Origin of the sequence: Streptomyces sp. Je 1-4 4N24 (assembly GCF_026239515.1) — a bacterium.
Classification (GTDB): domain Bacteria; phylum Actinomycetota; class Actinomycetes; order Streptomycetales; family Streptomycetaceae; genus Streptomyces; species Streptomyces nigrescens.
In genome coordinates, this window is sequence record NZ_CP110836.1 from 1885227 (window position 1) to 1905925 (window position 20699).

Here is a 20699-nt window from a genome sequence, read left to right on the forward strand (position 1 = left end):
CACAAGGGGACACAGGGGACACACGGGATTCGCGTGGGGGGTGAGAACTTGGGCGAATAACTCGTCTGAACAAGTTGGCCATAGTAGGCACGCTGTCGATGTCTGGTCCGTAACATCTTCGAAACTCTTGGCGGCCATTCCTGCACATCTGCGGCACGCAAGGAGGTGTCACGGCACCTCATCCACGCCGATCACGCTGCGCACTCAGTAAACCACTTTGCGCGATCGAGAGTCCTGGCCGTCCCGGGGGCGTCCGGGTGCGGGCCGGACCAGGTGGAACATCTCTCGGGCCACCTCCCCATCGACGCCTCGACACCGGATGCAGTCGCCGATCCGGTAGTCGATTGCGGACAGCGGATGGTCGCCGCCTGATTCGGATAAGGCGGAACTCCGACGGACCTTACGGTTTCGAAGAAATCAGGTGCTCTGGAGGCGTACATGAACAGCTATCGCGGTGCGCGTACGGCCATGATCGTGGGCGCGGGCGTCGCTGGTCTGACAGCGGCCACTGCCCTGGCAGGCGCGGGGTGGCAGGTGGAAATCGCTGAGGTCAACCCGTCAAGGGCGACTTCCGGCTGGGGGTTGTGCCTGACCGGTCCTGCGCTGCGCGCGCTGGCCGAGCTGGGTCTCGCGGACGACTGTCTGACCGAGGGCTACGGCATGAGCGTGATCACGCACGTGGACGTGGACGGCAAACCCGCGGGCCAGGCCCGGCTACCGCGCCTGATCGGTGCGCGGCGACCGGCGATGGCCGGCATGGCGCGCCCCGTGCTGCACCGCATCCTGCACGCGGAAGCCGGGCAGCGCGGCGTCGTCGTACACCAGGGGCTGACCGTCACGGCGGTGGACCAGGAGGGGGAGCTGGTCCGCGTGCAGTTGTCGGACGGGACAGTCCGGCAGGTCGCGCTGTTGGTGGGCGCGGACGGGATCCGCTCATCGACGCGGAGCCTGCTGGGCCTTGAGACCGCGCTCGACTATCACGGGCAGATGGTCTGGCGGGCTCTGGTGCCCCGTCCGCAGTGGGCCACCGGGATCCACCAGTTTGCCGGGAAGGCCGACACGGCGGGCCTCGTGCCCATCTCGGTCAGCCAGGCGTACGTGTTCCTGACGGAGAACGGAGTGGAGCAGAGCGTCCTGCCCGAGGCCGAACTCGCCCCGCGCCTGCAGCGGATACTGGAAGCCTTCCCGGGCCGGGTGGAGGAGATCCGCCCTCTGGTGTCCGTGTCGGAGTCGGTGGTGCGCCGCCCGGTGCTGACTGCGTTCCTGGAGGGCGCCTGGAGCCGGGGCAGCGGCGTCGTCATCGGTGACGCCGCGCACGCGCCCGCACCGCAGATGGCCAGCGGCGCGGCTCTGGCCATCGAGGACGGGCTTGTGCTGGCCAAAGAGCTCGAGCGGCACAGATCGGTCGGGGCGGGGCTTGAAGCGTTCGTGAGCCGGCGCAGGCAGCGGTGCCGAACGCTCGTGGAGACCTCGGTGGCGATCGCCGGGCTGGAACATGCGCAGCGCCATCGCGAAGCGTATCCGCTGACGGATGCCGGTCACCGGCTCATGGCCGAGCCCGCCTGACCATCCGGCGCGAAGTGACCTACGAGACCAGGGAGTTCCCTGGCCGCCCCGTGGGCGAGGGGCCCGTGCTGCCGCCCACCGTCCCCGGCTGGATCACAGGACGACTGAGCCGACCGAACGACTGAGCTGACCAGCGCACCTCAAGGGAGTTCACCATGAGCAACAGCAGCAGTCTGATCACCCACCTGCGGCACATCGATGTCGCCATGCCGAACTTCGCCGAGCAGCGTCAGTTCTACACCGAGCTGTGGGGGCTGACGGAGACCGCCGGTGACACCGGTGTCTCGTTCCTGGCAGCCGAAGGCTCCCCGGAGCAGTACGTGGTGCGACTGCGCGAGGACGCCCACAAGCGCACCGACCTGATCGCCTTCGGCGCTGCCGGCGCTCGCGATGTCGACACCCTGGCCGCACAGCTGATCGCGCGGGGCGTGCGGCTGGTCCACGAACCGAAGCCGTTGGACACACCCGGGGGCGGCTACGCGGTCCGTTTCTTCGACAACGAGGGCCGCGTGGTGGAGGTCTCCGCCGACGTCGCGGCGCGCCGGCACCGCAGGATCGAGGCCCGCGAGCCGACCCCCGTGCGCCTCTCCCACGTCCTGATGAACTCCCCCACCCCCGAGGCCACGGTCGCCTGGTACATCAGGCACCTGGGGTTCCGTCTCTCGGACACCATGTGCCTTGGCGGCCGCGGCGAGATCATGTGGTTTCTGCGGTGCAACACCTTCCACCACAGCTTCGGCATCGTGCGCGGGCCGCACGCGGCCCTCCACCACGCCTCCTTCGAGATGCGCGGAATCGACGAATTCATGCGCGGCACCGGCCGGATGCGGCGCATGGGCATCGAGCGGCTGTGGGGGCCGGGGCGGCACCGTGCCGGTGACAACTCCTTCAGCTACTTCCTCGACCGGGCCGGCAACACCGTCGAGTACACCACCGAGCTGGAAATCCTGGACGAGGACACCTGGCACCCCCACATCTACGACCTGCGCGACCCCGCCAACGCGGATCAGTGGGGCACGGCCAACGAGATGGACGAGTTCATCGCCGTCAAGTCCCACAATGACGTGGACCCGGGGCTGTTAGTCGCCCCACCGATGTGAGCGCGCCCGCAGAACCATGGCTGAGACACTGACGCCGGACTCGGGCCGCCCGCCCGCCACATACGCTCCACAGCACCGCGGCGGACGCACCAAGGGAGGTGAACGCCGTGCCGGAGCCACTGCGCACCTACCTCATCAGCAAATCCCGGAACCCCGTCGACCTACTGAACGCCGCCACCCTGCTCTTCGGCGGCTCCATCGCCACATCGCCGCTGGACGGCCTGTGCAGCGGAGATCACGAACTGCGCGGCGTGGCCGCCCACGACTTCGCAGTGGGCTACTTCGCCTCGCCGCTCGATGTGCGCGTCGCCTCGGCCGAGGGCCGCAGGTCCTACTTCGTCAACATCGGCGTCTCCGGCGCGATCTCGGCAGCGCGCGGCAGCCTGCGGGCGACCTTGGACAAGTCGACGGCGGGAGTCGTCAACCCCGGAGACTCCCAGGAGCTGCGGCCCGTGCGTGCCCGCGGGACGCGGTTCCTGGGGCTGCGCATCGACGCCGCCCTGGTCGAGCAGGAGTTCAGTGCGTTGACCGGGCACCCGCCGCTGTCCCCCATACGCTTTGACTTCGCCCTGGACCTGGCCACCTCCAAGGGCCGGGCGGTGCGGCTCCTGGTCCGTTCCCTCCTCGAACAGCTGGACTCGGGAGACCCCCTCTTCCAGCGCCCGGACGTGCAGCGCAGCCAGCTGCGGTCCATCGTCACCGCCCTGCTCCTGGCCCAGCCGCACTCGCACACGGCCGAGCTGCGCGACGGTCCTCCACCCGGCCACCCGCGTGCTGTGCGCGCAGCCCTCGCGTTCATCGAGGCGAACCTCACCGAGCACATCAGCCTCAGTGACATCGCTCAGGCCGCCCACTGCAGCCCTCGCACCATCAGCTCGGCGTTCCGCAACCGGCTCGGCCTCTCGCCCCTGTCCTACGTCCGCAACCTGCGGCTCGACCGGATCCGTGCGGACATCCTCGCCTCCACCGACCCCATCGGCGCGATCGCCTACCGGTGGGGCGTCTCCCACCTTGGCCGCTTCGCGAGCGCGTATCGCGACCGCTTCGCCGAACTCCCCTCCGACACCGCGGCCCGAAGGTAACCCGGGCCTCCTGCGGAACGAAGGAAACCTGGTCCCATACCCCTTCGCGGGTCACGACTCTGTATGGATGGCCATTCGTCCGTATCCCCTTCCAGGCTGAGGGACAGGGCGCATTTGATTCCCTTGAAGCGGGTCTGGTCACGACCGCGTATTTCACCGGCGGCTTGTTCTGTGCATTTCACGAGTTCGGGGTAATAGCCTTCGACGCGGTTCATTAGCCTGGCGGACGATTCCAGCGCCCTTCCAAGTTTGCCGCCGGATCACCGAGGTTCGGACAGGGACAAGATGTCGGGGCGAACGAATTGCGAAAGCGTCCACGCCTGTCCGACCACAGAGGGAATCCTTCTCCCCGCGGGTGCATCTTTCGATGTATTGCATTTCGTCTGCACTCACGAGGAATACCGGCCGGGCCGCACCGAAGATGAAGGCATGACCCAGACACTGCCCTCACCAACCCATTCTTCCGAAACCGGGGGTGGCCGGCTCCCCCTGCTCGACGTACTGCGCGGAACCGCGATCCTCGGCACGCTGATGACCAACGTCTGGGTCTTCGCCGGTCCCGGCGCCGAGTGGGGGTTCCTGCAGAGCGGCTCCGGGCACGCCGGATACGGGTCCGTACCGGCGGCGGCCGAGAGCCTGTTCCAGCTCGTGGCGAACGGCAAGTCCTTCTCGATGCTGACGATCCTGTTCGGGGTCGGCCTCGCGATCCAGTTCGACGCCGCCGCCCGGCGCGGACAGCCCTGGCCGGGCCGCTACCGGTGGCGGGCGCTGTTCCTGTTCGCCGAGGGCACCGTGCACTTCGTCCTCGTCTTCGCCTGGGACGTCCTGATGGGCTACGCGGTCACCGCGCTCCTCGTCGCCTGGCTGCTGGCCCGGTCGGAACGCACACGACGGCGCGTCATGGGGTGGGCGGCCGGGCTGCACCTGGCCTTGATGTGTGCGCTCACCGCGCTGCTGGTCGGGGTGGGCCGGAACCAAGACGGCAGCGGAGGCGGCGTGTCCCGGCGGATCGTCGACCTGTACGCGCACGGAAGCTACCCCGAGCAGATCGCGTTCCGGCTGGAGACCGCCATCGCGCTGCGCCTGGAGCCGGTGCTCTCCTTCGGGCTCATGGTCTTTCTGTTCCTGCTCGGGGTACGGCTGTTCCGGGCCGGCGCGTTCGCGATGGACGGGACGGGCCGGCGGATCCGGGCGCGGATGCTCGGCTGGGGCCTGGGCCTCGGGGCACCGCTCACCGCCGCGACCGCCGTGGGCGGCAGGGACTTCATCCTGCTGGACCGGTACTGTGCCGCTCCGCTGATGGCCGTCGGGTACATCGCTCTGATCGGTGCGGTGGTGAGCCGGATGCGCCGCCCGGGCCCGTTCACCACCGGCCTCACCTCTGTCGGCCGGACGGCTCTCTCCGCGTACGTGCTGCAGAACCTGCTGTGCATGCTGCTCTGCTATGGCATCGGACTCGGCCTCGCCACCCGCTGGGGAGACACGGGCCGCCCCTGGTGGGTGATGGGGCTGTGGGCCGGGGTGTGCGCTGTCCTCATGGTGGGCTCCACGCTATGGCTGCGCCGGTTCTCCACCGGTCCGTTGGAATCCGTGCAGAAGTGGGCACTGCGGCGCTGAGCCGGCCCGCCCGGCCGGGGCTCTCCCACTCAGGAGCCCTCCCGTCCGGGGGCCGGCTGCGGGTGTCCGAGAACTCCCCGAAGGGGGCCCGTGGGCTTCCGAGCGGGGTGGCCGCCCCCAGCGGCGTCGGGTCCGCCCCGGGCAGGCGCAGGGCCGCCGCCCGAACCGGGCCGTCCTCCGGGCCGGAAACCGGCGGCCGACGGCGTCGGAACGGGTACGCAACCGGTACGCACCCGATGCCGGAAGGCGGCCGCGGCCGGGCCCGGTGCCCGTTCAGAACTTCACGGTCGAGACCGTGTAGACCACCGGGTGCCCCGGCTCGTCGTAGCTGACCATGATCCGCTGGTTGGGGTGCGGTGCCCGGTCCGTGGTCGTCGTGCCGGCCCAGGGACCGTCGGTGTTGAGGTCCCAGCCGACCTTGGCAGCCTGTCCGGGCGGGATGGTCTTCTGGTCCTTCTTGAGGGCTGCGGTGCTGGTGCCGACCGCCGCGAGATAGTGCTCCAGGCCCCACTCGTTGGTCCGGAACTGCACGAACAGCGAGCTGGTCTGCCAGGAGTTGGTCTCGTAGTAGTAGACCGGGGTGGAGCCGACCGGGACCGGGACGTTGTAGATCCGCTGCTGGACCTTGGAGGGGAAGGCGTTGGTCAGGCCGGTGGCGGCGGCCTCCAGCTCCTTGCCCTCACCGCTGTCCCGGCTCTGCTCGGCGGAGATGACGATATAGCCGGCCGGGATCGCGATCAGCAGAAAGATGATCAGCGCCATCAGCACCGGGCGGCGGCGCTTGGCGCGGGGCGGCGTGGACGGGTGGTGGTCGTCGTGCACGGTGTGCAGATCGGTGTCGGTCATCGGCGGCCGGCCCGTTCATAGCGCTCGTAGCGCTCGACGCGGCGCCGGTTGGCGCGCCGGAAGCGGCGGGCCACCAGGCGGGCCAGGTCGGCGGCGCCGACCATGCCGGCCTCGGGGCCCAGCTGGGCCTTGGTGATGGTGGCTTCGGGACGGTAGCCGCGGCCGGTGAGATGGCGCCGGAAGGCGTCCCTGGCCGGGCCGATCAGCAGGTCGTCGGCGGCGCTGACGCCCCCGCCGATGACGAAGCAGGACGGGTCGAGGGCGGCGGCGAGGTTGGCGATGCCGACGCCGAGCCACTGGCCGATCTCCTGGAGGAGCTCGACGCACATCGCGTCGCCCTCCCGGGCCAGCTCGGTGATCAGCGGTCCGGTGATGTCACCGACGCGGCCGCCGACCCGCTCGATGATGTTGTACGCGACCGGGGAGTCGGCGGCGGCCAGCTCGCGGGCCTCGCGCACCAGCGCATTGCCGGAGCTGTACTGCTCCCAGCAGCCGCGGTTGCCGCACGGGCAGCGGTGGCCGCTGGGGACGACCTGCATATGGCCGAATTCACCGGCCACGCCGTACTTGCCGCGCTTGACCGCGCCGTCCTCCAGGATCGCGCCGCCGATACCCGTACCGAGCGTGATCATGACGAGGTGGTCCTGGCCGCGGCCGGCGCCGAAGCGCCACTCCGCCCAGGCGGCGGTGTTGGCGTCGTTGTCGACCATGACCGGCACCGCGAGGCGGCCGGCGAGCCGGTCGCGCAGGGGTTCGTTGCGCCAGTTCAGATGCGGGGCGAAGAGCACCTTGCTGCGGTCCGCGTCGACCCAGCCGGCCGCGCCGATGCCCACCGCATGGACGTCGTGCCGGTCGGAGAGGTCGAGCACCAGCTCGGTGATGGTGTCCTCGACGACCCGGGGGCTCTTGGACTTGTCCGGCGTCTCGGTGCGGACCTTCTCCAGGATGGCGCCGTCGGCGTCGACCACGCCCGCCATGACCTTGGTGCCGCCGATGTCGATACCGACGGTGGGCACCCGGGGGGCGGTCAGATGCGAGCGCCGCTCGCGGGTGCCGACCGTGCGCAGCACGGTGGCGCCGGCGGATCCTCGGTGCACCCGGTCCCGGTACATGCTCATCGACCCACCTCTTCGCCGGTACTCCCCCACTGCCCGGTGGGCGTGGGTGGTACCCCCATGCGGCGGCTGTGTGCTCGCAAGAGTCGTCTCGTCCCTGCGGGTCTCGGGAGGCCGGGGCCTCGATGTGCTGGTTCGCTGCGATTGTGCATCACCCGCACCGTTCCGCGCACCGCGACGGAGAGTAACGAGCCCCGCGCGGCTGGGAAGCCTGCGCGGGGCGCGGTGGAGATCACTCGGGCCGGTGACCTCCGGGGAATTCCGGGGTCGCGGTGCGGGCCAGCTCATGGCTGAGCTGTTCCAGCTCGCTGCCGCCCGCCATTTGACGGGTCAGCTCTTCCAGCGCGATCTCCGACTTGGCGTGGCTGCCAGCCATCGTGCCCCGTTTGAGCAGCACGAAGCGGTCGCCGACGAGATAGGCGTGGTGCGGATTGTGGGTGATCAACACCACGCCGAGCCCGGCGTCCCGGGCGGCCGCGACGTACTTGAGGACGACGCCGGACTGCTTGACGCCGAGCGCCGCGGTCGGCTCGTCCAGGACGAGGACCTTGGCACCGAAGTAGACGGCGCGGGCGATGGCGACGCACTGCCGTTCGCCACCCGAGAGGGTGCCGATGGGCTGGTCGACATCGCGCAGGTCGATGCCCATCCGCAGCAGCTCGCTGCGGGTGGTCTCGCGCATCGTGCGGACATCGAGCCGCTTGAAGGGGCCGGTGCCGGTGGTCGGCTCGGAGCCGAGGAAGAAGTTCCGCCACACCGGCATGAGGGGGACGACGGCCAGGTCCTGATAGACGGTGGCGATCCCGCGGTCCAGGGCCTCGCGCGGTGAGGAGAGGGCGGTCTCCTCACCGTCGATGGTGAAGGAGCCGGCGTCGTGCCGGTGCAGCCCCGCGATGATCTTGATGAGGGTGGACTTGCCGGCGCCGTTGTCGCCGAGCACACAGGAGATCTCGCCCGCGTGCACCTCCAGCGAGACGCCTTCCAGGGCCCGGACGTTCCCGTAGTACTTGCTGACGTCGGTCAGCTCGACCAGCGCTGTCATGCCTTTTCCTCCGCCCGCTTGCGGACCCATGCGTTCAGGAGTGTGGCGAGCAGCAGCATCGCGCCGAGGAAGAACTTGTACCAGTCCGGATTCCACTGCGCGTAGACGATGCCCTTGCTGGCCATGCCGAAGATGAAGGCGCCGACGGCGGCACCGATCGCCGAGCCGAAGCCGCCGGTCATCAGACAGCCGCCGACCGCCGCGGCGATGATGTACAGGAACTCGTTGCCGACGCCGTCGCCGGACTGGATCGCGTCGTACGAGAACAGCAGATGCTGTCCGGAAACCCAGGCGGCGAAGGCGACGCCCATGTAGAGGCCGATCTTGGTCTTGGTGACCGGGACACCCACGGCCCGTGCGGCGTCGGCGTTACCGCCCACCGCGAAGATCCAGTTGCCGACGCGGGTCCGCAGCAGGATCCAGGTGGCAACCGCGACCAGCGCCAGCCACCACAGGATGGTGACCTGGATGTCCACGCTGCCCAGGGTCAGATGCGAGGCGAAGAGCGTGCGGGCCGACTCGAAGCCCTCCATGTCGGCGATGGTCTTCGTCGAGACGGTGCCGCTGATCAGCTTGGTGAAGCCGAGGTTGAGGCCGGTCAGCATGAAGAAGGTGCCGAGCGTGATGATGAAGCTGGGCAGTTTCGTACGGGTCAGCAGGGTGCCGTTGAACGCCCCGATGGCGAGGGTGACCAGCAGCGACACCCCGACCCCCACCCAGGTGTTGGCCGTCATCTGGTAGCTGAACATCGACGAGATCAGAGCCGAGCTGACGACCATGACACCGGCCGACAGATCGAATTCCCCGCCGATCATCAGCAGTGCCACCGGCACCGCCATGATGCCGATCGTCGAGGACGCATAGAGCACGGTGGAGAGGCTGGAGGCCCGCAGGAACGGCTCGGCGGCGATCGAGAAGAAGAGGAAGACCGCGGCGGCACCGACGACGGAGCCCAGTTCGGGGCGGCCCATCAGCCGGCGGGCCAGGGAGCGGTGCAGCAGCCGTTCGTCGCCTCCGCTCTTGGACGGGCCGGCGGGCTGCAGCGGTGGTGCGTCCGTGTGGCTCATCGGGTCCCCCGCTTCGTGTACTCCTGCAGCGCGGCGGCGTCCTTCTTGGTGATCACCTGGGGTCCGGTGAGCACCGGCTTGCCGCCGCCGAGGACATCGGAGTTGTACTTGTAGAGCCACAGCAGGTCGATGGCCTCGTAGCCCTGGAGGTAGGGCTGCTGGTCGACGGCGAAGCCGAGGGTGCCGTCCTTCAGGCCGGTCGCGACCTGGGCGTTGAGGTCGAAGGTGTCGATCTCGGCCTTGCTGCCGGCCTGCTCCCTGGCCTTGACGGCGGTGGGGGCGAAGGGCGCGCCGAGCGTGACGACGGCGTCGACGGCGCTGTCCGACTGGAGCTTGGACTCGATGGAGGACTGCACATCGGGCATGTTGGTGCCCTCGACATACAGCTTCTGCAGATCACCCTTGAAGGTCTTCTTGGCGCCGTCGCAGCGCTGCTCGTGGCCGACATTGCCCTGCTCGTGCAGGACGCACAGCGCCTTCTTGCGGCCGCGCTTGTTCAGCTCCTCGCCGACCGCCTCGCCGGCCACCGTCTCGTCCTGCCCGATGTGGCTGAGCGCACCGAACGCCTTGGACTCCTCGGCGCCGGAGTTCACCGTGATCACCGGGATGCCGGCCTTCCGGGCCTTGGCGACGACGTCCTTCATGGCGTTGGGCTTGGCCAGCGAGACGATCAGCCCGTCGACCTTCTGGTCGATGTAGGTCTGCACCAGCTGGCTCTGCCGCTGGGCTTCCTTGTCGTGCCCGTAGAGGAACTTGATGTTGTCCTTGACGGCGGCCTGCTGGGCGCCGTTCTGCACGATGTCCCAGAAGGTGTCGCCGTCTCCCGAGTGGGTGACCATCGCAAACGTCCACCTGGGGGTGTTCACCGCGGCCTTGCCGCCGGCGGCCTTCGCGGCACGCTCCTGCTCGGCGCGCAGCCCTCCGGTGCTGCTGCACCCCGCCAGGGAGGCGCCCAGCGCCGCCGCCAGCACGGCGCCTATGACGCGTCCCCTTCTCCGAACCCGTGCCACGAGGACTCGCCCTTCCCGCTGATCTTGCCGTGTCGGCTGCGTTGGTTGTATTCGCTGTCCGGCCGGCCCGGCCGGCCGCTGTGTGGTGTGGTAAACCGGTACCGGCCGGCCGGGACCGACCGGCCAAGTATCCGTTACCGGTGATCTGTCCCGGTTCATGGGGTCCCGTCTTCCCTGTGGCTTCACCGGGTGCCTCGCCCGGTGTACTCGGTGAGCTTCGGTACGTCCTTCTCGGTGACCAGGGCGGGCCCGGTGAGCACCGGTTTGCCGCCGCCGAGGACATCGGCGTTGGTCTTGTGGAGCCAGAGCAGATCCACCGCCTCGTAGCCCTGGAGGAAGGGCTGCTGGTCGACGGCGAAGCTGAGGTCCTTGGCCTTGAGCAGCTTGACGACGGCGGAGTTCAGGTCGAAGGTCGCGATCCGCGCCCGGCTGCCCGCCTCCTCCTTGGCCTTGAGCGAGATCGCCGCCATCGGCGCACCGAGCGCGACGATCGCGTCGAGGGACGTGTCGGACTGGAGCTTGGCCTCGATCGAGGACTGCGAGTTCGGTGCGTTGGTGCCGTCCACGTCGATGTTCTCGACCGTTCCGCGGAAGGCCTTGCGGACACCGGCGCAGCGGTCCTCCAGCGAGACATTGCCCTGCTCGTGGATGACGCAGAGCACCTTCTTCGCCCGCCGCGCGTTCAGCTCGTCGCCCACCGCGCGGCCGGCCACCGACTCGTCCTGCCCGATGTGGGTGAGCGCCCCGTACGCCGCGGAGAACTCGCCACCGGAGTTGATGGTGATGACGGGGATGCCCCGCGCCACGGCTTTGCGGACGACCGCCTTGACGGCCTGCGGCTTGGCGAGGGTGACGATCAGCCCGTCCACCTTCTGGTCGATGTACGACTGGATCAGCGCGGCCTGCTGGCCGCCCTCCTTGTCGTGGGCGTACAGGAACTTCACCTTGCCCTTGGCGGCGGCCTGCTGGGCGCCGTTCTGCACGATGTCCCAGAAGGTGTCGCCGTCGCCGGAGTGGCTGACCATGCCGATGGTCATGCGCGGGGTGCCGGAGTCCTCGCCAGGGGCGTCCTGGCCGCCGGTGGCACTGCACCCGGTGGCCAGTGCGACGGTCGCCAGTAAAGCGGCCGCGCTGCGCACAGCGACGCTGCGGACAGTGAAGGGGCCAGTCGTACGCACGCCGATCATCGTGGGACCGCCTTTTCTCCCGGCCGCCGGAATGCGGTTGGAGGAGTTTGTAACGGCGCGCGCGGAGCCACGTCAATACTTTGTCAGAACATTCTGACGAAGTGGGGTCTCGCGGGCCCTGCATAACGGGATATTCCGGGCAATAAGGCGCGCCCAGCCGCACTCAGGGGGACGCGATGACCGGTCCGGCAGCCCTCGGGGGCGGTGAGGCCCGCCCGCTCCGCTCAGGGCCGTACCAGCAGCTGGAACTCGAAGGCGTAACGGGAAGCGCGGTAGACGTGCGAGCCGAACTCGACCGCGCGCCCGGTGTCGTCGAAGGTCGTCCGCTGCATCGTGAGCAGCGGGGCACCCTCGGGCTCATCGAGCCGCTCGCCCTCCTCGACGGTCGCGGCACGGGCCCCGACGGCCTGACGGGCGCTGTGCAGAGTGATCCCGGCGGACCGCATCAGGCGGTACAGACCGGTCTCCTCCAGCTCGGCGGTCCTCAGCTCGATCAGCCCGGCGGGGAGGTGGTTGCGCAGATGCGCGACGGGCTCGCCGTGGGCCAGCCGCAGCCGCTCGACCAGCGCGACCTCCGCCCCCTCGGCGATCCCCAGGGCGGCGGCGACCTCCGCGTCGGCCTCGGTCGTGGTGTTGAGCAGCACCCGGGTGGCCGGCTTCTGCCCGGCCGCCTCCAGGTCGTCGTAGAGGCTGCTCAGCTCCAGCGGGCGCTTGACCTGGCTGTGGACGACCTGGGTGCCGATACCGCGGCGGCGCACCAGCAGGCCCTTGTCGACCAGCGACTGGATCGCCTGCCGCACCGTCGGCCGGGACAGGCCGAGCCGGCCGGCCAGCTCGATCTCGTTGCCGAGCAGGCTGCCGGGAGCCAGCCGGCCGTGCTCGATCGCGGCCTCCAGCTGCTGGGACAGCTGGAAATACAACGGGACCGGACTGCTCCGGTCCACGCTGAACTGGACGGGGCCGTCGGCGCCCAGGGCTTGTTCTGTCTCGCGTTTCCCCACGCTCGCGAGCGTATCCGCCCCGGCAGATGACGGGAAGTCCGGAGGTCACATTGTCCGGACAAGGTGGGTGACGGGGGCCATCCGTTGCCCGCCCGGCCGGGGAACCGGGCGCGGGCTCATGAGGTCTTGCCGTACACCGGAGTACGTTGCCGGGGCGGCCGTGACCGCCCGCCGGACCGGGCCCTCCCGGGCCACCCAACAACCTACGGAGCGACCATGCCCGTACGCCGCGTCGTCCCCGACATCCACTCCGACGACCTGGACGGAAACCGCACGTTCTACGGCCTGCTGGGGTTCGAGGAGGTCATGAACCTGGGCTGGGTCATGACCCTCGCCTCCCCCGCCAACCCCACCGCCCAGCTCATCTTCATGACCCACGACAAGACCGCCCCCGTCACCCCCGACCTGAGCATCGAGGTCGACGACGTGGACGCGGTCCACGCCGCCGTCCTGGCCTCCGGGGCGCGGATCGTCCGCCCGCTCCAGGACGAGGAGTGGGGCGTCCGCCGCTTCTTCGTCGAGGACCCGAACGGCCGGGTCGTCAACGTCCTCAGCCACCGCGCGTCGGCGCCCGGCACCGGGGATTCCGCAGCTGCCGAGACCGACACCGACGGCTGAGCCGCCGCGCACCGGCTATCAAAACGGCGCGCCGCCACCGGCCCGCTACTTCATCCATGCGTCCTCGTACTTCCGGTACGTCCCGTCGTGGGTGGCCAGGTGTACCCACTGGTCCACATACGCCTTGAACTCGTCGTCGCCGCGGGGCAGCGCATAGGCCTTCTCGGAGAAGGAGAAGGGCTTGTCCGGGTGGAGCGGGCAGAGTTCGGGGTGGATCTTGGCCTGGTAGCGGGTCTCACCGGCGTCGGTCATCATCACATCGGCGCGGCCCGCGATGATCTCGTCGAAGATCGTGGTGTTGTCCGGATGGACCGTGAGGGCGGCCCGGTGGAGATGGGCACGGGCGAATTCCTCGTTGGTGCCGCCCGGGTTGACGATGACGCGCGTTCCTGGCCGGTCGATCTGCTGCAGTGTCCGGTACTTGTCCTTGTCCGTGCAGCGCACGATGGGCGTCTTGCCGTCGGTGCGGGTGGGTTCGCTGAAGTACACGGAGCGGGCACGCGGGAGGGTGACCGAGACTCCGCCCATGGCGATGTCGCAGCGGCCGGCCGTCAGATCGCCGACGAGCCCGGCCCAGGTCGTGGCCACGTAACGCGGCCTGGCGCCCAGGCTCTTGGCCAGATCCCCGGCCATCTGGATGTCCACACCGCTGTACTTGCCGGTCGCGGGGTCGAGGTGGCTGAAGGGACGGTAGTCACCGGTGGTGCAGACGCGCAGCACCTTGCGCCGGGGGACGGTGTCGAGGGCCGACTGCTTCCCCACGGAGGCGGTGGTGGCTTCTCGTGCCGCGGCGGGGGTGTCCGGGGCCGCCGGGGCGGCGGCGGTGACGGCGAGCAGACAGGCGAGGGCGGAGAGGGTGGCGGCGCGCTTCATGGGGACTCCTGTGACTCCGTTACGCGGCGGCGTGGTCGCATGATCGAAGTGCTCAGGGTGGCAGAGCCCGGGGTGCGGGTGAACCCCCTGACCGGCCGGCGGGACGGCCGGTCAGGGGCCGGGACGGCGGCGCACCGACGCGCCGTCAGTCTCCGCACCGGACGCGCCGTCCGCCCTCTCAGAAGTCCGCGGTACCCCGGATCGTCGGACGGTCCGGGGCGGCTTCCTCAAGGCGGGTGAGCAGATCGGCGGCACGCTTGGCAACGGTGTCGCGGTCGCCGTCGGAGAGGGCCGCGCCCATTCCGACGGCGACGGCGCCCGCGGCGATCCACTCCGGCGCACTGTCGACCGTCACCCCGCCCGTCGGCAGCAGCGGCACCTGCGGCAGCGCGGCACGGACCTCCGTCAGCCAGGACGGATCGTGCGCCGAGGCGGGGAACAGCTTGAGCGCGTCCGCCCCGAGCTCCAGACCGCGGACCATCTCCGTCGGCGTCGACACCCCGGGGAAGACCGGGACGCCATAGCGGTGGCCCGTACGGATGACCTCGACATCCAGGCTCGGCGAGACCAGGAAACGGGCGCCCGCGTCGACCGCCATCCGGGCCGATACCGCGTCAAGGACCGTGCCGGCGCCGATGACCGCGTCGTCGCCCAGCTCCCGGGTGAGCGTGGTGACCGCTTCCAGGGCGAAGGGGGTGGTGAGGGATATCTCCAGGCTGGTGATGCCCGCCGACAGCAGGGTGTCGGCGGTGGCGCTGGCCTCGTCATAGGTCCGGCTGCGGACGATGGCGAAAACACGCTGCGCCAGTGCGGCCCGGGTGATTTCCCAGCGATACACGGCAGTTCGCCGTCCTTCCTTGTCTCCGACGCTCCATGCCGCCTCGCCATGGCCTACAGCGGATACGGCACTTTCCGGGGCGTGCCGCAGCAGCTGACCGCACATGGTCTTTTTCCGCCGATGCCCGCCCGCTCCTCGTTTTCACCGAAACGCTACCGGGAGCCACTGACAATCCTCTCTCGGGGGTGCGCCCCGTGCGCCCCTTCTGCCGAGAATGGGGAGAAGAGGGAGGTGGGAGGGGGCGCACAGCGCGGGCATCCAGCGCGCACGCACGGCGGCGGCCGGGGTGCGTGTGCACCCCGGCCGCCGCGGGTTCGGGTCACGGGCCCACTCGGCCCGCCACCCCTGCTGTTCTGTTGTCCTGACGGCCGGCCGGTGCCCTGACATCCGGCCGGCCGCTCACCTGCCGGGCTTCGGCCGGCCGGCCGAGGCCCGTCGGTCCGGTCGGCCTCAGCAGCCGCGGTCGACGAGGTCGAACGTCTTGTAGTGGTCGGCGGTGTAGTAGTCCTCCTCCTTCTTCTCGCCGGTCACGATGCGACGCGCACCGCGGTCGGGCGAGCCCGGAGTGATGACGGTGAACTCGTGGTAGTAGCCGGTGCCCTGGGACGGGAGGATGCCCTCCCGGTTATCGAAGACCGTGCCGTCCTTCGGATACGGGTAGGGCCCACCCTTCTCGATCAGGTCGAGGGTGTCATGGGCCTGCGAAGGCAGCTTGGAGTAGCAGACCTTGCCGACGTCCTGGACGTGCACGGACGCCACATGCGCCGTCGCGGCGTACGAGGTGGCCGTGTGCGTCGTGGCGACGGCGGGGGTGGCGGTGACCGCGGTCCCGCCGATGAGAAGGGCCGAAGCGAGGGCGCCGACGGCGCCGAACCTGGTGATCCGTGGGGGGATTCTCATGCCCTCCAGAATGACGCGCGTAGACATGATCCTGTCAATGCCAACAGGCGGAAGTTTTCCGGGAGTTCACAAGACCACCCCACCAACTGCCGCACATATCCGCATATCGCGGCCCCACCCCCAGAGCCGCACAGGGGGGTGTGCGATGCTGCCGACGTGCCGCCTACGCCCCTCGCCCCGGAACCCATAACGCCGGCCCCCGTGCACGCGACACCGCGCCCTCTTCTCACTCAGTCGTGGCTGGATCTGGCCTTTGTGCACTGGGCCGTCGACCCGGCCGACGTCACGCCGCTCCTGCCCGCGGGTACGGTCCCCGATACGCTCGACGGCGCCACCTACGTCGGCCTGGTCGCCTTTCGTATGCACCGCGTCGGATGGTTCCGGCTGCCCGGCGTGCCGTATCTGGGCACCTTCCCGGAGACGAACGTGCGCCTCTACACCGTGGATGCCTCCGGGCGCCGAGGCGTGGTCTTCCGCTCGCTCGACGCTTCCCGCCTCATCCCCGTGGCGATCGCACGGACCTTTCTCCGACTGCCGTATCTGTGGTCCCGCATGAGCATCAGCCGCCGGGCCGACACCATCAGCTACCACAGCCGTCGCCGCTGGCCCGGCCCGCGTGGCGCCCACAGCAGGCTGACGATACGGCTCGGTGAAGAGATCGAGGAGCCCACCGCGCTCGAACACTTCCTGACCGCACGCTGGGGCATGCACAGCAGCTTCTTCGGACGGCCGGTGTATCTGCCGAACACCCACCCGAGGTGGCCCCTGCACCGGGCCGAGCTGATCGAGTGCCACGAGAGCCTGGTGACGGCCGCGGGCCTGCCCGAGCCGTGCGGGACACCGGCGAGCGTGCTCTATTCGCCAGGCGTCCCCGTGCGCTTCGGACGGCCCGCCCGCCCGGGCGGCAGCCCCGCCCCGGCACGAGAGAGCTCTTTTGCCTCTGAGGTAAATCTTTTGCCCGAGGGGTGAAAGCTCGCTATACCGGGGATATGACCGAGCTCCCCGACGAGCCCGCCGGCGATCCGCCGGACGAGCTGTCCACCGTTGCGCCGCGCCTGCGTGACCTGCGGCGACGCAGTGGTCTCACACTGGAGACCGCGGCCCGGCTGGTGGGGCTCTCGCCCGCGCATCTGTCGCGGCTGGAGACCAGTCAGCGCCAGCCTTCGCTGCCGATGCTGCTGGCGCTGGCCCGTACCTACGGCACCACGGTATCCGAGCTGCTCGGCGAGACCGCTCCGGAGCGGGACCCGATCGTGCGGGCCGGGCGGGCGGAGGCGTCGGAGGCCGGCGGCTGGACGTACTGGACCGTGGGCGGTGCCGGGCGGGCGATGCAGGCGCTGCGGGTGCGGGTGCCGCAGCGGGCGCAGGGCGATCTGGTGCGGGTCCATCCGGGCGAGGAGTGGCTGTACGTCCTCAAGGGGCGGCTGCGGCTGACGCTCGGCGCTGCCGTACAGGTGCTGGAGCCGGGGGACGCGGCGCACTTCGACTCGCTGACCCCGCACCGTATCGCCGCCGCCTCGCCGGGCGGGGTGGAGCTGCTGTTCGTCCACACGCTGCTGCAGAGCGGGGCCGCCGAGCTGTGCCTCGGCGACGACACGAGGCGCCGCGGGCTGTGAGCCCTCGGCACCGTTCTTGAGGGAAGGACCCCACGTCGTGCCCGATCAGACCATTCCTGCCACTCCCCCGTCGTCGGAACCGCAGTCCGAGGCGGTGCCCACGCGGAAGTACGTCGAGAACAAGCCGCCGCGCGGGCTGTATGTGCGGGTGTTCATCTATGTCATTGCGACGCATGTGCTGCTGGCGATGATGAGCCTTGTGGTGATCGCCGCGAATTCCCGGTAGGGGGCGCCCCGCGGGTGCTCGGGGTGCTCCGGGGAGCGGCAACGTCCATCCCTTCGGCCCGAAAGTCCATTGCCCCGGTGTGGTGGCCAGGTGAAGCCTGCTGGCGCGAAGAGGTCGCACGACTCTCGTCCCTGAACCTCGCCGCACCGAGGAGGACCGAAGGATGCACCGTAAGCGCACCGCGGCGGCCACCGCGTTGGCCATGGCTCTGGCCGTGCTCCCCCTGACGGGCATGGCGGGGCCGCCGGGCGCCGGAGGGAAGGCGGGACGGGACGGCGCCCGGGACAGTCCCGGGGGCTCCGCCTCCCGCGCCATCTCCCCCACGCCCCGGTCCGTCCACGGCCGGTCCGACCGGGTCACCGTCACCCCGTCCGTGACCGTCGTCGCCGGGCCGCGCGCCGATGCGCGGGCGCTGGCCGTCGTCGAGAAGTCGCTGAAGGACGCCGGTGCGCAGCGGGTCGTGCGGGCCGAGCGGGCGCCGGGCGGCCCGCAGCCGGACGGCCGGCAGTTGACCGTGTATGTGGACGGTGCGGGCGCGGCGCGGGCGCTGACGGAGCTGGGCGCGCGCGGCCCCGAGGGGCTGCCCGCCGAGGGCTATGCGCTGGCCGTCGGCAAGGGGCGGATCGCGCTGTCCGGGAAGGACGCCACCGGCACGTACTACGCCGCGCAGTCGCTGCGGCAGCTGCTGCCGCAGCGGGAGCGGCCGGGCGCCCAGGTGCCGGGCACCGTCGTACGGGACTGGCCGGCCACCCCGCTGCGCGGCGTCATCGAAGGGTTCTACGGCACCCCGTGGTCGCACCGGGCCCGGCTCGACCAGCTCGACTTCTACGGTGCGCACAAGATGAACCTCTATGTGTACTCGCCGAAGGACGATGCCTATCTGCGGGAGAAGTGGCGGGACCCGTATCCCCCGGAGCAACTGGCGCAGATCGAGGAGCTGGTGGACCGGGCGCGCGAGCGGCATGTGGAGTTCACCTATGCGCTCTCCCCGGGGCTGTCCGTCTGCTACAGCTCCGACGCGGATCTCCGGGCGCTGACCGCCAAGTTCGAGACCTTGTGGGACATCGGTGTGCGGACCTTCGCGGTGCCGTTGGACGACATCAGTTACACGGACTGGAACTGTGCGGCGGACAAGGACCGGTTCGGGACCGGCGGCGGGGCGGCGGGTGCCGCGCAGGCGCATCTGCTCAACCGCGTCAACCAGGAGTTCATCGCCGGGCATCCGGGTGCCGAGCCGCTGCAGATGGTGCCGACCGAGTACTACGACGTGAAGCCGTCGCCGTACAAGAAGGCGCTGGCCACCCAGCTGGACAAGGATGTGCTGGTGGAGTGGACGGGGGTGGGGGTGATCGCGCCGACGATGACCGTCGCCCAGGCCCGGCAGGCCCGGGAGGTCTTCGGGCACCGGATCCTGACGTGGGACAACTACCCGGTCAATGACTATGTGACCAACCGGCTGCTGCTCGGGCCGTTCAACGGCCGGGAGAAGGGGCTGCCGGGGCAGCTGGCGGGGATCACCGCGAACCCGATGATCCAGCCCGCGGCGTCCAAGCTCGCGCTGTACACGGTCGCCGACTACACGTGGAACGACACGGCGTACGACGCCCGGACGTCCTGGGGCGCGGCGATCGAGGAGCTGGCAGGTGGTGACGCCCGTACGGCACGGGCGCTGCGGGCCTTCGCGGACGCCCATTACTCCTCGTCACTCAATCCGCAGCAGGCACCCGAACTGGCTGCCACCATCGAGGAGTTCCATAAGGACGGCGACGCACGGCGGCTCGATGCGGTGCTGCAAAACCTGCAGGACGCGCCCGCGGTGCTGCGCGACCGGCTCGCCGACCGGGGCTTCGTGCAGGACAGTGAGCCGTGGCTGGACGCGACCCGGGCCTGGGGTGTCGCGGCGCGTACGGCGCTGCGGCTGATCGAGGCGACCAAGGCGGGCGACGGCGCGCAGGCCTGGCAACTGCGGCAGCGGATACCGGAGTTGGTGAAGACGGCCAGGTCGTTCGTGTATGTGGACATGGCCGGGAAGAGGATTCCGGTACTGGTGGCGGACGGGGTGCTGGACACCTTCGTCGAGGACGCGGTGGCCGCGCACGACCGGGCGCTGGGCGTCACCGGCCGCCCCAAGGCGTCGACGGATCTCTCCGTCTACCAGGACAACGCGGTCTCCCGTATGACCGACGGTGATGACGCCACGTACTTCTGGAGCGGCGCGGCGCCCAAGGCCGGTTCCTCCGTGGCGCTGGATCTGCAGGCCGAGCGTCCGCTGGGCACGGTCACCCTGGCGATGGGCAAGAGCGGCAGCCCGGACGACTATCTGCGGCACGGCGTCCTGGAGTACTCGTCGGACCAGAAGAACTGGCAGCGGCTGGCCGCGTTCGACGGGAAGGCCGAGGTGCGGGTCGAGCCGCCGGCCGGTGCCCGGGCCCGGTACGTCCGCGCACGGGCCACTCAGGCGCAGGACAACTGGCTGGTGGTGCGGGAGTTCGCGGTGGCCGGGGCCGAAGCGGTGACGGTGGCCGGAGGCCCGCCCGCGGCGGAGGGCAGCGCGCTGCGGTCGGCGGCGGACGGTGATCCGGCGACCGTCTACCGCGCGGCGCGGGCGGCACAGCCCGGTGAGGCGCTGGAGTTCACGCCCGAGGCGCCCCGTACGGCGCACTCCGTGGTCGTGCTGCGGCCGCGGGGCGCGCCGGCCGGGGCGGCGAAGGTCGAGGTCCGTACGGGTGGTACCTGGCGCACGCTCGGCACACTGTCCGGCGCCTATACGCGGCTCGCGGCGGGCGACGGCCCGGTCGAGGGCGTCCGGCTGACATGGCGGGAGGGAACGGCGGCGCCCGAGGTCAATGAGGTGGTGGTGCGCTGAGGGGCGTTTGCGCCCTGGGGGGGGGCTTGTGCCCTGAGGGGTGCTTGTGCGCCGGGAGGTGGGGGCGCGCCGGCCCCGCCCGGTGCACGGGGGACGCGGCACGCCCGGCGGTGTGCCGCGTTTCCCGTG

19 protein-coding genes are annotated in these 20699 nt (G+C 70.2%); 9 read left to right on the forward strand and 10 right to left on the reverse strand.

Annotation, left to right across the window (positions count from 1 at the left end):
• Window positions 1-438 precede the first annotated feature (438 nt).
• The 4 genes from SLV14N_RS07990 (at window position 439) to SLV14N_RS08005 (ending at window position 5365) form a co-directional block, all read left to right on the forward strand.
• Entirely contained in the window at window positions 439-1566 is a 1128-nt protein-coding gene (locus tag SLV14N_RS07990) for an FAD-dependent monooxygenase (protein WP_263268774.1), read from the forward strand.
• Between the two features lie 155 nt (window positions 1567-1721).
• Complete coding sequence (locus SLV14N_RS07995) at window positions 1722-2666, forward strand: VOC family protein (RefSeq protein WP_263268776.1); 945 nt, start codon at window positions 1722-1724, stop codon at window positions 2664-2666.
• Window positions 2667-2773: 107 nt separating this feature from the next.
• Window positions 2774-3748, forward strand: coding sequence for an AraC family transcriptional regulator (locus SLV14N_RS08000; RefSeq protein WP_263268777.1), 975 nt, complete (start codon window positions 2774-2776; stop codon window positions 3746-3748).
• A gap of 429 nt (window positions 3749-4177) precedes the next feature.
• Window positions 4178-5365 (forward strand): DUF418 domain-containing protein, encoded by a 1188-nt coding sequence (locus SLV14N_RS08005; protein ID WP_263268778.1) that lies wholly within the window; start codon window positions 4178-4180, stop codon window positions 5363-5365.
• A 273-nt stretch (window positions 5366-5638) separates the two neighbouring features.
• Here SLV14N_RS08005 and SLV14N_RS08010 read toward each other — a convergent pair whose 3' ends face one another.
• The 7 genes from SLV14N_RS08010 to SLV14N_RS08040 form a co-directional block, all read right to left on the reverse strand.
• Window positions 5639-6211 (reverse strand): hypothetical protein, encoded by a 573-nt coding sequence (locus SLV14N_RS08010; protein WP_018092827.1) that lies wholly within the window; start codon window positions 6209-6211, stop codon window positions 5639-5641.
• A complete protein-coding gene (locus SLV14N_RS08015) occupies window positions 6208-7329 on the reverse strand; it encodes an ROK family glucokinase (protein WP_020397769.1) in 1122 nt (373 codons plus the stop codon). The genes SLV14N_RS08010 and SLV14N_RS08015 overlap by 4 nt, the downstream gene beginning before the upstream one ends.
• 229 nt (window positions 7330-7558) lie before the next feature.
• Window positions 7559-8368, reverse strand: a complete 810-nt coding sequence (locus SLV14N_RS08020) for an ATP-binding cassette domain-containing protein (RefSeq protein ID WP_208680360.1) — start codon at window positions 8366-8368, stop codon at window positions 7559-7561.
• Window positions 8365-9435, reverse strand: coding sequence for an ABC transporter permease (locus SLV14N_RS08025; protein WP_109893804.1), 1071 nt, complete (start codon window positions 9433-9435; stop codon window positions 8365-8367). Before SLV14N_RS08025 ends, SLV14N_RS08020 begins: the two co-directional genes overlap by 4 nt.
• Entirely contained in the window at window positions 9432-10415 is a 984-nt protein-coding gene (locus SLV14N_RS08030; RefSeq protein ID WP_208687764.1) for a sugar ABC transporter substrate-binding protein, read from the reverse strand. The genes SLV14N_RS08025 and SLV14N_RS08030 overlap by 4 nt, the downstream gene beginning before the upstream one ends.
• 212 nt (window positions 10416-10627) lie before the next feature.
• Window positions 10628-11632 carry a substrate-binding domain-containing protein gene (locus tag SLV14N_RS08035; RefSeq protein WP_263268779.1) on the reverse strand — a complete coding sequence of 335 codons (1005 nt, stop codon included), beginning with the start codon at window positions 11630-11632 and terminating at the stop codon, window positions 10628-10630.
• 224 nt (window positions 11633-11856) lie between these two features.
• Window positions 11857-12633: a GntR family transcriptional regulator gene (locus SLV14N_RS08040; protein ID WP_269470880.1), complete on the reverse strand. Its 777-nt coding sequence runs from the start codon at window positions 12631-12633 to the stop codon at window positions 11857-11859.
• Between the two features lie 216 nt (window positions 12634-12849).
• Between SLV14N_RS08040 and SLV14N_RS08045 the strand changes: the two genes are divergently transcribed.
• Window positions 12850-13251, forward strand: coding sequence for a VOC family protein (locus SLV14N_RS08045; RefSeq protein ID WP_208680363.1), 402 nt, complete (start codon window positions 12850-12852; stop codon window positions 13249-13251).
• 45 nt (window positions 13252-13296) lie between these two features.
• Here the strand turns inward: SLV14N_RS08045 and SLV14N_RS08050 are convergent, their stop codons facing one another.
• The 3 genes from SLV14N_RS08050 to SLV14N_RS08060 form a co-directional block, all read right to left on the reverse strand.
• Window positions 13297-14124 (reverse strand): transporter substrate-binding domain-containing protein, encoded by an 828-nt coding sequence (locus SLV14N_RS08050; protein WP_263268780.1) that lies wholly within the window; start codon window positions 14122-14124, stop codon window positions 13297-13299.
• 178 nt (window positions 14125-14302) lie between these two features.
• Complete coding sequence (locus SLV14N_RS08055; RefSeq protein ID WP_263268781.1) at window positions 14303-14962, reverse strand: bifunctional 4-hydroxy-2-oxoglutarate aldolase/2-dehydro-3-deoxy-phosphogluconate aldolase; 660 nt, start codon at window positions 14960-14962, stop codon at window positions 14303-14305.
• 450 nt (window positions 14963-15412) lie between these two features.
• Window positions 15413-15862, reverse strand: coding sequence for a ribonuclease domain-containing protein (locus tag SLV14N_RS08060; protein WP_208680366.1), 450 nt, complete (start codon window positions 15860-15862; stop codon window positions 15413-15415).
• A 156-nt stretch (window positions 15863-16018) separates the two neighbouring features.
• Between SLV14N_RS08060 and SLV14N_RS08065 the strand changes: the two genes are divergently transcribed.
• From SLV14N_RS08065 to SLV14N_RS08080, 4 genes are all read left to right on the forward strand, one after another.
• Window positions 16019-16831, forward strand: coding sequence for a YqjF family protein (locus SLV14N_RS08065; protein WP_263268782.1), 813 nt, complete (start codon window positions 16019-16021; stop codon window positions 16829-16831).
• Window positions 16832-16851: 20 nt separating this feature from the next.
• Window positions 16852-17478, forward strand: coding sequence for a helix-turn-helix domain-containing protein (locus tag SLV14N_RS08070; RefSeq protein WP_208680368.1), 627 nt, complete (start codon window positions 16852-16854; stop codon window positions 17476-17478).
• A 37-nt stretch (window positions 17479-17515) separates the two neighbouring features.
• Window positions 17516-17704 carry a DUF6126 family protein gene (locus SLV14N_RS08075; RefSeq protein WP_263268783.1) on the forward strand — a complete coding sequence of 63 codons (189 nt, stop codon included), beginning with the start codon at window positions 17516-17518 and terminating at the stop codon, window positions 17702-17704.
• A gap of 163 nt (window positions 17705-17867) precedes the next feature.
• Entirely contained in the window at window positions 17868-20570 is a 2703-nt protein-coding gene (locus SLV14N_RS08080) for a beta-N-acetylglucosaminidase domain-containing protein (RefSeq protein ID WP_263268784.1), read from the forward strand.
• Window positions 20571-20699 lie beyond the last annotated feature (129 nt).